This is a genomic window from Caldalkalibacillus thermarum (genome assembly GCF_014644735.1).
Taxonomy (GTDB): Bacteria; Bacillota; Bacilli; order Caldalkalibacillales; family Caldalkalibacillaceae; genus Caldalkalibacillus; species Caldalkalibacillus thermarum.
The window spans coordinates 32,413-44,700 of sequence record NZ_BMKZ01000001.1 but is presented as its reverse complement, the minus strand read 5'-3'; the positions used below and the strand labels follow the sequence as shown (position 1 = coordinate 44,700).

Here is a 12,288-nt window from a genome sequence, read left to right as displayed (position 1 = left end):
TATAACATTACTATACAACAAACAGGCCCCTCTGGTACATCACCAGCTTCTGACCAAAAAAGGGCAAGCAAAAATTGCCATAAAGAATAAAAGGGGGCAGGGCCCCCTAGAAAATATTGGCATTAAAGATCAAGCAACGCCATCACCTTACGCACAGATTGTGCCGACTTATCCAGCGCTTGTTTTTCTTCTTCCGTCAGGTCAAGCTCAATCACTTTTTCCAAACCATTTCCGCCCAGAATGGTTGGCACACCAAGGAACATATCAGAATAGCCGTACTCCCCTTCCAGATAGGCCACAGCAGGTAAAATGCGGCGCTTATCTTTCAGAATGGCTTCCACCATTTGCGTCAGTGAAGCAGCAGGGGCATAATAAGCACTGCCATTGCCCAGCAAGTTGACAATTTCACCGCCGCCTTTGCGCGTGCGTTCGACAATCGCATCCAAACGGTCTTGGGGAATCAGTTTGCTGAGCGGAATACCACCGGCGTAAGAGTAGCGGATCAGCGGCACCATGTCATCACCGTGTCCGCCAAGCACAAAGCCGGTTACGTCTTCCACAGATACATTCAACTCCTGGGCCACAAAGGTGCGGAAGCGGGCAGTGTCAAGCACTCCCGACTGGCCAATTACCCGCTCTTTGGGGAAGCCGGATGTTTTGTACACCATATAAGTCATGGCGTCAACCGGATTGGTCAGTACAATGATAATGCTGTTGGGTGAGTATTTCACCACTTGCTCCGTCACGGACTTCATGATTTTGGCGTTAGTGGTGACCAGATCATCGCGGCTCATGCCAGGCTTTCTGGCCATACCGGCCGTAATCACCACAATGTCGGAGTCAGCCGTCTCTGCGTAGTTGCTTGTGCCGGTAATGTTCACATCAAACCCTTGCACAGGACCGGCTTCCAACATGTCCAGCGCTTTCCCTTTGGTGGGATTTTCCAGTTGGGGCAGGTCCACCAAAACCACATCACCCAGTTCCTTTTGAGCTACCATCAAAGCGGTGGTTGCACCTGTAAAGCCGCTGCCGATGATTGAAATTTTACGCCGTTTAATTGCCATTTGTGGCTCCTCTCCTTTGCTTCATATTTATTCCATATTTTTAATTAAGGCATCGCCAAACTCGGAACATTTCACTTCAGTTGCATCATCCATCAAACGGGCGAAGTCATAAGTCACCACTTTGGAGGCAATGGTTTTTTCCATTGCTTTAATAATCAAATCAGCAGCCTCATGCCAGCCAAGGTGACGCAACATCATCTCTCCAGACAAAATCACGGAAGACGGATTGACCTTGTCTAAACCGGCATACTTCGGTGCCGTCCCGTGCGTGGCTTCAAAGATAGCGTGGCCAGTGGTAAAGTTAATGTTGGCACCGGGGGCAATACCGATTCCTCCGACCTGAGCGGCCAAGGCATCGGAAATATAGTCGCCGTTTAAGTTCATGGTGGCCACCACGTCAAACTCAGCCGGGCGGGTTAAGACTTGTTGCAAGAAGATATCAGCGATGGCATCCTTAATGATAATTTTCCCTTCTGCTTCAGCTTTAGCCTGGGCTTCGTTGGCGGCTTCTTTGCCGGACTCCTCAGCAATACGGTCATATTGGGCCCAAGTAAACACTTTGTCACCGAATTCCCGCTCAGCCAGTTCGTAGCCCCAGTTTTTGAAAGCCCCTTCGGTAAATTTCATGATATTACCTTTATGCACCAGGGTCACGCTCTTGCGGTTGTTTGCGATCGCATATTCAATGGCTGCGCGGACATGGCGCTCTGTTCCTTCTTTGGAGATAGGCTTAATGCCAATACCTGATGTTTCTGGGAAGCGGATTTTGGTGACACCCATTTCCTTTTGCAAGAAATCAATCACTTTTTTCACTTCGTCTGAGCCAGCCGGCCATTCAATGCCCGCATAAATGTCCTCCGTATTTTCACGGAAAATAACCATGTCCACCAATTCAGGATGGCGAACTGGCGAGGGCACTCCGGTAAACCAGCGTACCGGACGCAAGCAGACATATAAGTCCAGTTCTTGGCGCAAAGCCACGTTCAGAGAACGGATCCCGCCTCCAACCGGTGTGGTTAACGGACCCTTGATGGCAATTAAATATTCACGAATGGCTGTTAAAGTATCTTCAGGCAGCCACTCACCAAATTTGTGATAGGCTTTTTCCCCGGCATAAACTTCATACCAGGCAATCTTCTTTTCGCCCTTATAGGCCTTTTCCACAGCGGCATCCAACACACGGGACGCAGCAGCCCAAATGTCAGGCCCTGTTCCGTCTCCTTCAATAAATGGAATAATGGGATGATTAGGCACATTTAATTTTCCATCTGAACCCATTGTCACTTTTTCACCAGTAGCTGGCGGGTCAAAGAGTTTGAAATTTGCCATGATTCATACCTCCACCTTTATGAAGTTTATTGGTTTTCACTACAAACCTATATGTCTCTAAGAAGCCAGTATCTCCGCTTCCCTGTTTCTGCCTTATCATTCCTTATCATTCAACGCTTAACGCTGTTCAAGAGGCACATAAGCCTGTTTTTGCGGACCCACATACTCGGCACGCGGACGGATTAAGCGGTTGTTGTTATACTGTTCAAGAATGTGAGCCACCCATCCTGACGTACGGGCCACTGCAAAAATAGGCGTAAACAGGTCGCGGGGAATTCCCAAGCTTTGATAGACCGATGCAGAGTAAAAATCAACGTTAGGCAGCAAGCCTTTTTCCCTTTGAACGACTTCATCAATTTTGACGGAAATCTCAAACCATTTGGGTTCACCAGTCAATTGCGTCAGTTGACGGGACATTTCACGCAGGTGTTTGGCCCGGGGATCACCATTTTTGTAGACGCGATGGCCAAAGCCCATAATTTTCTCCTTGTTGGCCAGCTTGTCCAATATATACGCTTCGGCTTTGTCCACTTCACCAATCTCTTCCAGCATGGCCATCACCCGTTCATTTGCACCGCCATGAAGGGGACCTTTCAAAGCACCGATGGCAGATGTGATGCCAGAGTAAATATCAGACAAGGTGGCCACTGTGACGCGTGCCGTAAACGTAGAGGCGTTAAATTCATGATCAGCATGCAAGACCAACGCTTTGTTAAAGGCTTTTTCCTGGATTTCCTCAGGTTCTGTCCCTTTTAACATATACAAAAAGTTGGCTGCATAACTTAAATCTTTACGGGGAGCAACAGGATCTTTTCCCTCCCGCAACCGGGCAAAAGCAGCTACGATAGTGCCAATCTTGGCCTGCAGGCGCACAGCTTTGCGTAAGTTGGCTTCCTTGTCCATCTGATCGGCTTCGTCATCATACAGGCTGAGGGCAGAGACTGCGGTGCGCAGAACAGCCATGGGATGGACCGTCTTGGGCATAAGACTCAAGTGTTTGATTAATTCATCGGGGATGTGGGCATTGACAGCCAAATCTCTCTTCAGCTGATCCAGCTCTGCTTTGTTAGGCAGTTTTCCGTACCAGAGAAGATAAATCACTTCTTCAAAACTGGCGTTTTCCGCCAAGTCATCAATATGAATGCCCCGGTAAGTGAGAACACCGTCAATGATGGAGCTGATAGATGACTCGGCTGCAACTACTCCTTCCAATCCTTTCGTGGTCATTTGGCATCTCTCCTTTATCTATAATTTAAGGGAAATATACCAACACTTTAAATAAAAAATTATTTAAATAAACTTAAGGGAAATACAGCAAGGCTTAAATAGTGGTTAAAGCAGCAGCATAATGATGAATATCAAATGCTACATGATGAATATCAATGCTACGAATAAGTATAAGGGATGAGCTTGCGCTTGGGAACGATTACATCAAACCCTTATTATTTTAACATACATCAGACAAGTTGTCTTTATTTCTACCCCGATTGTTTTATTCTCGGGCTGAATCGTCATGCATTGTCATGCCGCATAATAACAGGTAATATTTAGGTAAGCTTTTACTTACGACCGGCTAGCGGATATTTTAGTTTGGGGGAGGTTTCATTTTTGGAACGGTCCATTTTGCTTGCTTCCGTACGTGGCTTAGTGGTAATCTCTGCAATTACAGGCTTAATTCTGGCTGCATACCTCATTTTTCCACTCGTTTATCCCTTTTTGTTCGGCTTACTCTTAGCCCTAATCATGAATCCTGTCGTCAATTGGCTGGAAGAAAAGGGGCGTTTTCCAAGATGGCTGGCCGTTTTATCGACCATCATCCTGCTCTTGGCCCTGCTTGCCGCGCTGATCACCTTGGTTATAGTGGAAATTGTATCTGAATTGAACCGGCTGCAAGAGCACCTGCCTTATCTGTTTGCGGACTATATGGCCCAAGTAGAATTCTTCATATTAAACCAGCTCTTTCCGATTTATGACCGCATTATTTCCCTCTACGGCACCCTGGATGGGGAGGTTCAGCGCAACATTGAACATCAGGTCGAAAATTTTTCCACACAAATGGCTGAATCCTTAACGGAAGCAGGAAGAGGGCTGATTAACGGCATTCTGTCCTTTCTCCGCTCTATTCCCATGATCGCAACAGCCTTTATTATTTCCCTTTTGGCCTTTTTCTTCCTTAGCAAAGACTGGCCAAAGTGGCAGGCTTTCTTCTTGCGTGTCATTCCGGAGCGGGTACAGGTCAGCAGCCGCTCCGTGATCCAAGATTTAAAAAGCGCTTTTATTGGTTTCATTCGCGCTCAACTCACCTTGATGTCCATTACGTTTCTGATTGTGTTAATCGGGTTTTGGATTCTGCGGGTGGAATACGCGTTAACGATCGCCTTGTTTATTGGCTTGGTGGATCTGATTCCCTATCTGGGCCCCGGTCTCATTTTCATCCCCTGGATTATCTATCTGTTTATCAGCGGCAATTACTTTCTGGTGATCGGACTGTCGGTTTTGTATGCCATTGTGGTTATCCAGCGGCAAATGATTGAACCCAAAATTTTAGGAGACAATGTGGGGCTCGATCCTTTGGTCACCCTTTTTTCCCTGTTTGTGGGCTTCAAGCTGTTCGGCATGATCGGCCTCATCATCGGCCCTGTCAGCATGGTGTTCCTGGGTGCCTTGCACCGGGCCGGGGTGTTCCGGGATTTGTGGCAGTTTGTGAAAGGAACAGCGTAAAGTTGTTGCTGTACTCCCTTAAACGAAAAGAAACTCCCCTGTCTGGAATAAACAGGGGAGTTTCTTTTCGTGTCCACTCAGCGCCGGATGATAATAAACGTCCCGTTTTTGATCCACCGTTCGAACAAGCGGCGCATCCAGGCTTTGAAGATATTGCGGGTATAGGGCACAAGCAGCAAAAATCCGACGGCGTCAGTAATAAAGCCCGGGGTGAGCAGGGTGGCCCCGCCCACCAGGATACAGGCTCCGTCAATTAATGCGGAACCCGGCATCTGGCCTTGTGAAAGCTGGAGGCGGATCAGTTGCAGCGTATGGAGCCCCTCACGCTTAGCCAGCCACGCCCCTATCACACCGGTTAAAATGACCAGCCCAATCGTGTACCAAGCACCTATCCATTTTCCCACAGTCATGAGCACCCATAATTCCATAACGGGGACAACGATCATCAATAAAGCTAAAATACGAAACATTGAGGGCAACTCCTTTTTTGTGGCTGTTGAACGCTCAGCTGACACAGCTGGCAATCAGCTGATGCAGCTCTGGCCAGGCTTTTTTCAGGTTGACCGGTTTAAACTGAGGGGTTGTCCAACAATGGGTCGTGGTCCCTGTGACCAGCAATTCATCTCCACGATACACCTCGTAAGCAAATGTAAGTTTAACGCCCGTATATTTACTGACCCTGGACAGAATAAGAATTTCATCATCATAGAGGGCCGGTTTTTTATATTGGCACGTGACTTCTATCACGGGCAGCAACAGTCCCTGCTCCTCCACCGTCCGGTAATCCGTTCCTAATTCCCGCAACAATTCTGTTCGTCCGACTTCAAACCATTTGATGTAATTGGCATGATGAACGACACCCATCTGGTCTGTTTCCTGGTACCGGACCCGCAAACTGGCTTTAGCTTGTTTACCCATCACAGGTGCTCCCTTTTATAAAATCTTGGCATGTCCGGTATAAATGTGGCCCCGGACAGGATCCACTGTAATTTCCATTCCGTCTTTAAACTTTTCCGTGGCGCCTTCCACGCCGACAATAACCGGTTTGCCCAAACTGAGCCCCACTATGGCTGCATGGGAGGTCAGCCCCCCTTCTTCTGTCACCACTGCGGCTGCTTTTTCAAAGGCAGGGATCATATCCTTGTCGGTCGCTGTGGCGACCAGGATCGCACCCTCTTCCATTTTTTGCACCGCTTCCTCACTGCTCTGGGCAACCACCACCTTGGCTGTGACCACTTTTTTGCCAATCCCTTGCCCCTTGGCGACAATATCGCCCACCACGTGAATTTTCATCAGATTGGTCGTGCCGGTTTCACGCACAGGAACGCCAGCCGTAATCACCACAAGATCGCCATAGTAAATCAATCCTGCTTTTAAGGCAGCGTCAACAGAGATTTCCAGCATTTCATCTGTTGTGTTGGCTTCGCGGGCCAAAATGGGATACACCCCCCAGGACAAGGCCAACTTACGCACCACTTGTTCATGGGGCGTCACAGCAATAATGGGTGCCTTGGGGCGGTACTTGGAAATCAGTCTGGCCGTATAGCCGCTTTCCGTTGCCGTCAAAATAGCGGAAGCATTCAAATCCAAAGCTGCATTGGAAACGGCCTGACTGATGGCACCGGCAATGGTTTCCTGCTGGTCCGTGCGGCGATGATACAGCCATTCCCGGTATTCAATCGCTTCTTCTGTCCGTTCAGCAATGCGGGCCATCGTTCTGACCGATTCCAGCGGATATTTCCCCGCCGCCGTTTCCCCGGAAAGCATGATGGCATCAGTTCCGTCAAAGATGGCATTGGCCACATCGGTGACCTCGGCCCGTGTGGGGCGGGGATTGCGCTGCATGGAATCCAGCATTTGGGTGGCCGTAATCACCACTTTGCCCATTTGGTTGCATTTGGCAATCATCATTTTTTGTATCAGCGGAACCTCTTCAGCGGGAATTTCCACACCCAAGTCACCGCGGGCCACCATGATGCCATCGGCCACCTCTAAAATTTCATCCAGATTGTCAATGCCTTCCTGGTTTTCAATCTTGGCAATGATTTGCACATCTGTGTGACCGGTGGCCTCCAAAATCTCTCTGATCTCTAGGACATCGCTCGCTTTACGGACAAAGGAAGCGGCTATAAAATCCACGCCTTGTTCCAGCCCGAAACGGATATCGTTAGCATCCTTCTCTGTAATGCCGGGCAGATTGATCGACACTCCCGGCACATTGACTCCCTTCCGGCTTTTCAATTCACCCCCATTTAAGATACGGGTGATGATCTCGTTTCCTTCCACCTTCTCCACTTCAACTTCAATCAGGCCGTCATCGATCAAAATTTTGCTGCCTGGCCGGACATCCTGGGGGAGACCAGCGTAAGTCACCGAGATTTTACGGGCATCCCCTTGCAGCTCCTCTGTGGTTAAGATCAAGGTCTCGCCCTCTTTTAATCCAACCGGCTCTTCTTTCAACACGCCGGTGCGAATCTCCGGCCCTTTGGTATCCAGCAAAATGGCCACATTTTTTCCTGTTTCCCGCATAGCTTGGCGCACATTCTTAATGCGCTGGCCATGTTCTTCATAGTCACCATGGGAAAAATTAAGACGCACCACGTCCACACCTGCTTGGAGCAGTTGTTTTAAAGTTTCCACTGCTTCACTTGCCGGGCCGATCGTGGCCACAATTTTTGTTTTTCTCATTCTCCACACTCCTCTGGCTTTATTTTATCTTGCTGGCAGGCATCTAAACCGGGCATCCGGTCAACTTTACTATATGGACAGTTCTTTGGCTAATTGATAGAGAGATAAATCAACCGTATGGGTTTGAGCCAAGGCTTCACTAATGGGCGTGGCAACCATCTGGTTATTGCGAATCCCCACCATTTTACCTTTCTCACCCCTTAACAAACACTCCACGGCAAAAGCGCCCATCCGGCTGGCCAGCATGCGGTCAAAGGCGGTAGGTGAACCACCGCGCTGAATATGGCCCAGCACAGTCACACGGCAGTCGTAGCCCGTTTTAGCTTCAATTTCCTTACCAATCTCAACAGCACTGCCCACTCCTTCTGCCACAACAATGATGCTGTGCTTTTTGCCTCGCTTATGCCCCCGTTTGAGACGGTCGACCACTTCATCGAGGGAATATTCCGCTTCCGGAATCAGAATCGTTTCCGCTCCATCGGCCAACCCGGCCCACAAGGCGATATCTCCCGCATTGCGTCCCATCACTTCAATCAAAAAGGTGCGTTCGTGACTCGTGGCTGTATCCCGGATCTTGTCAATGGCTTCGATCACGGTGTTTAGCGCAGTGTCAAAACCGATGGTAAAATCAGTGCAGGGAATATCGTTGTCAATCGTTCCAGGCACACCAATGGTGGCGATGCCTTTCTGGCTTAACTTTTCCGCCCCGCGGAAAGAGCCGTCGCCGCCGATGACAACAAGGCCTTCAATGCCATACTGGCGCAGTACCTGTACAGCCTTCTCTTGTCCTGCTTCCGTTTTAAATTCTTCGCTGCGGGCCGTCCCTAAAATGGTTCCGCCGCGATGAATAATATCTCCTACAGAGCCAAGGTCCAATTTTTTGATACTGGCGTTCATTAAGCCATGATAACCTTGATAGATACCGTAAACCTCCACATTGTGATAAATGGCCTTACGGACTACAGCACGCACCGCTGCATTCATACCCGGGGAGTCTCCTCCGCTTGTGAGTACACCAATTCTTTTCATCTTACTCAACCCTTTCTATTTCTCCTAATTTTATATAAAAAGTGCTTCTGCACCAAACAGAAGCACACGAACTCTAGCTATTGGAATCGGTTACAAAACCGTATTCCCCGATGGCTTTGTACTTGTGGTAACGCTGTTCCACCAGAGCAGCTCCATCCAATCCCTGTAACTCTTCGAGTCCTTTAAGCAGAAACGCTTTGATTTGCTTGGCTTGCTCTTGCATATTGCGATGGGCGCCTCCTCGCGGTTCAGGAATGATATCGTCTATAATCTTGAGATCATACAAATCCTGAGCGGTGATTTTCATTGTTTCTGCCGCCCGCTGGGCAAGTCCGGCATCCTTCCACAACAGGGCTGCCGCTCCTTCGGGAGAAATGACAGAGTAGATGGCATTCTCCAGCATGTAAATACGGTTACCTACGCCAAGAGCCAGGGCACCGCCGCTTCCCCCTTCTCCTGTCACAACACAGATGATAGGGACTTCAAAGCGGGCCATTTCCCGTAGATTGCGGGCGATCGCTTCGCTTTGTCCCCGCTCTTCAGCCGCTTTGCCTGGATAGGCCCCGGGCGTATCAATAAAACAGATAATGGGACGGGAAAATTTATGGGCCTGCTGCATGGCCCTGAGCGCTTTGCGGTAGCCTTCGGGATGGGGCATGCCAAAATTACGGGCGATATTGTCTTTCGTATCCTTTCCCTTCTGATGGCCAACAATGGTCACAGGCTGGCCGTCCAGCTTGGCGATGCCCGCCACTATGGCCGGGTCATCTCCATACAGACGGTCGCCATGAATTTCCACAAAGGTTTCAAAGATCAAGCTTATGTAATCTAAGGTAGTGGGCCGGTCAGGGTGACGGGCAATTTGAACCCGCTGCCAAGGCGTTAAGTTGCTGTATATCTCTTCTTCCAAGCGCCGTGCTTTTTCTTCCAGGCGATTGATCTCCTCTGAAAAATCAATTCCCTTTTCTTTGGTAAATTGCTTCAACTCATCTATTTTTTTGCGCAACTCAATAAGAGGGCGCTCAAAGGGCAAAACTGCCATTATTTCCCCCTCCGTTCGGCATGGACATGGGCATGAATGTCAAGGATATCGGCCAGACGGTCTCTCATCTCCTGGCGGTGAACAACCATGTCCAGTTGTCCATGGGAGAGCAAAAATTCAGCCGTCTGAAAGTCATCTGGTAATTCTTGACGGATCGTCTGCTCAATAATCCGCCGGCCGGCAAAACCAATCAGGGCTTTGGGCTCAGCAATGTTGTAATCGCCCAGGGAAGCAAAGCTTGCCGACACCCCGCCGGTCGTTGGATTGGTCAAAACAGAGATAAACAGAATGCCTGCTTTATCCAACTGGGCTAAAGCAGCGCTGGTTTTGGCCATCTGCATCAGGCTGAGCACCCCTTCTTGCATGCGTGCTCCGCCAGAAGCAGAAAACAAGACAAAGGGGTAGCGTTTCTGGATTGCCCGTTCAATAGCCCGGGTAATTTTTTCTCCTACGACGGAGCCCATGCTGGCCATGCGGAAACGGGCATCCATCACACCTATGACCACAGGGTACCCCTTGATGGTTCCCTCACCCGTAATCACAGCCTCATGAAGCCCTGTTTTTTCCATATCCTGCTTCAATTTCTGCGGATAATCGGGAAAGCCAAGGGGATCCTTGGAGACCATATCGCTATCATATTCAAAAAACCGGCCTTCATCAAGGGTCATCTCAATCCGCTCGCGGGCAGTCACGGGAAAATGATAGCCGCATGCTGCGCACACCATGAGCTGTTTCTTTAGTTCTTTGGTGTAGGTAATCGTTCCACACTGCTTGCACTTGGTCATTAACCCTTCCGGAATCTCTTTTTTTGCTTGCTCAGACAGGATGGTGGCATACCTGCGACGTTTGGAAAACAGATCCTTTAACACATGAACACCTCACATGTTAAGCATGTTTAGGATTGTAAGATGTAAGCCAGTGCTTCACGCACATCATCAAGTTCACTTTCAGGTACAAGGACTTCATACTGTTTGCCATGCTGGATTGATCTCACTTTCACCAGAAAACCTTCTTCGGTCAGACGATCTTGAATTTTTTCAGCTATTTTGGCACTGGGTGCAATATAAATGACCGTCCACATTGCCGATTTGTCCTCCTTGTTTTATCAACACACAGTTGGTTAGCCCTCGATCATGGCCAGTGCCCTGGTTTTCTGGGCCACTTTTTCAGGATCAACCCGGCGTCTGGCCACCCCTGTTTCCATTGCCGCTTTGGCCACAGCCGCAGCCACAGCGGGAGCCACCCGGGGGTCAAACGGAGCCGGAATCACATAGTCGGCCGATAATTCATCATCACTAATCAAGTTTGCAATAGCATATACCGCTGCTTCCTTCATCTCCTCGTTAATATGCGTAGCGTAGACATCCAGGGCACCCCGGAAAATGCCGGGGAAAGCCAGAACGTTATTCACTTGATTGGGGAAGTCGGAACGGCCGGTGCCCATTACTTTGGCCCCCGCTTCAAAAGCTTCATCCGGCATAATTTCAGGCACCGGATTGGCCATGGCAAAAATAACTGGGTCCTCATTCATCGATTTAATCATCTCTTTCGTGAGAGCTCCGGCCACAGAAACCCCGATAAACACATCTGCTTCGCGGATGGCATCGCTTAATGCGCCCTTTATAAAGTGGCGGTTGGTTATTCTGGCCACTTCCTCTTTAATGGAATTCATCCCATAGGGACGTCCCTCGTAAATAGCCCCTTTAGAGTCACATAAAATCATATCCCGCACGCCCATGCGATACAACAGCTTGATAATGGCAATGCCAGCTGCACCGGCACCATTGATGACAACCTTGACACGGGACAGTTCTTTACCAACCACTTTTAAGGCGTTGACCAGTCCGGCCAGGGTCACAATCGCTGTGCCATGCTGGTCATCATGGAAAATAGGAATATTCGTTTCCCGTTTGAGGCGTTCTTCAATTTCAAAGCAATTGGGAGCCGCAATATCTTCCAGATTGACCCCGCCAAAGGTCGGTTCCAATAATTTTACCGTCTCTACAATTTTATCCACATCCGTCGTATCTAAACAAATAGGAAAGGCATCGACACCGGCAAATGATTTGAATAAGACCGCTTTTCCCTCCATCACAGGCAGCGCTGCCCGCGGCCCGATATTGCCCAAGCCGAGGACAGCCGTTCCATCAGATACAACGGCAACCGCATTTCCTTTCATGGTATATTCATAAACCGCTTCCGGATTATCGAAAATCTCTTTACAAGGTTCTGCCACCCCTGGCGAATAAGCTAAACTCAAATCTTTGGCATTGCGCACAGGTACCTTGGATTTAACCGCCAGTTTCCCCCTGTTTTGACGGTGCAAATGCAAGGACTCTTCCCTGATGGTGGGCATCGTTTCACGCTCCTTATCGAAACTGATCACTTGATTTTCATTATAACAAATGGAGAATA

General features: G+C 49.0%; 12 protein-coding genes. 1 reads left to right on the top strand and 11 read right to left on the bottom strand.

The window, feature by feature from the left end; translation table 11 throughout:
• Positions 1-122: 122 nt before the first annotated feature.
• The 3 genes from mdh to citZ all read right to left on the bottom strand — a co-directional run bounded on the left by mdh (position 123) and on the right by citZ (position 3,620).
• The gene (mdh, locus tag IEW48_RS00265) at positions 123-1,064 is read right to left on the bottom strand and encodes a malate dehydrogenase (RefSeq protein WP_188622077.1); all 942 of its coding nucleotides are present in this window, start codon (positions 1,062-1,064) and stop codon (positions 123-125) included.
• A 27-nt stretch (positions 1,065-1,091) separates the two neighbouring features.
• Entirely contained in the window at positions 1,092-2,393 is a 1,302-nt protein-coding gene (gene icd, locus IEW48_RS00260) for an NADP-dependent isocitrate dehydrogenase (RefSeq protein WP_188622076.1), read from the bottom strand.
• 117 nt (positions 2,394-2,510) lie between these two features.
• Positions 2,511-3,620 (bottom strand): citrate synthase, encoded by a 1,110-nt coding sequence (gene citZ, locus IEW48_RS00255; RefSeq protein ID WP_188622075.1) that lies wholly within the window; start codon positions 3,618-3,620, stop codon positions 2,511-2,513.
• A 381-nt stretch (positions 3,621-4,001) separates the two neighbouring features.
• On the opposite strand from citZ, the gene ytvI reads away from it, so the two are divergent.
• Positions 4,002-5,114: a sporulation integral membrane protein YtvI gene (ytvI, locus tag IEW48_RS00250; protein WP_188622074.1), complete on the top strand. Its 1,113-nt coding sequence runs from the start codon at positions 4,002-4,004 to the stop codon at positions 5,112-5,114.
• A 77-nt stretch (positions 5,115-5,191) separates the two neighbouring features.
• Here the strand turns inward: ytvI and IEW48_RS00245 are convergent, their stop codons facing one another.
• From IEW48_RS00245 to ystJ, 8 genes are all read right to left on the bottom strand, one after another.
• Entirely contained in the window at positions 5,192-5,584 is a 393-nt protein-coding gene (locus IEW48_RS00245) for an FxsA family protein (protein WP_188622073.1), read from the bottom strand.
• Positions 5,585-5,618: 34 nt separating this feature from the next.
• Positions 5,619-6,032 (bottom strand): acyl-CoA thioesterase, encoded by a 414-nt coding sequence (locus IEW48_RS00240; RefSeq protein ID WP_188622072.1) that lies wholly within the window; start codon positions 6,030-6,032, stop codon positions 5,619-5,621.
• 15 nt (positions 6,033-6,047) lie between these two features.
• The gene (gene pyk / locus IEW48_RS00235; protein WP_188622071.1) at positions 6,048-7,802 is read right to left on the bottom strand and encodes a pyruvate kinase; all 1,755 of its coding nucleotides are present in this window, start codon (positions 7,800-7,802) and stop codon (positions 6,048-6,050) included.
• 69 nt (positions 7,803-7,871) lie between these two features.
• The gene (gene pfkA / locus IEW48_RS00230) at positions 7,872-8,831 is read right to left on the bottom strand and encodes a 6-phosphofructokinase (protein ID WP_188622215.1); all 960 of its coding nucleotides are present in this window, start codon (positions 8,829-8,831) and stop codon (positions 7,872-7,874) included.
• Between the two features lie 73 nt (positions 8,832-8,904).
• Positions 8,905-9,876: an acetyl-CoA carboxylase carboxyl transferase subunit alpha gene (gene accA / locus IEW48_RS00225; protein WP_188622214.1), complete on the bottom strand. Its 972-nt coding sequence runs from the start codon at positions 9,874-9,876 to the stop codon at positions 8,905-8,907.
• Positions 9,873-10,742: an acetyl-CoA carboxylase, carboxyltransferase subunit beta gene (gene accD / locus IEW48_RS00220; protein ID WP_188622070.1), complete on the bottom strand. Its 870-nt coding sequence runs from the start codon at positions 10,740-10,742 to the stop codon at positions 9,873-9,875. Before accD ends, accA begins: the two co-directional genes overlap by 4 nt.
• A 26-nt stretch (positions 10,743-10,768) precedes the next feature.
• A complete protein-coding gene (locus IEW48_RS00215) occupies positions 10,769-10,954 on the bottom strand; it encodes a glutamate decarboxylase (protein WP_188622069.1) in 186 nt (61 codons plus the stop codon).
• A 39-nt stretch (positions 10,955-10,993) separates the two neighbouring features.
• Positions 10,994-12,229, bottom strand: coding sequence for an NADP-dependent malic enzyme (gene ystJ, locus IEW48_RS00210; protein ID WP_188622068.1), 1,236 nt, complete (start codon positions 12,227-12,229; stop codon positions 10,994-10,996).
• Positions 12,230-12,288: the final 59 nt, after the last annotated feature.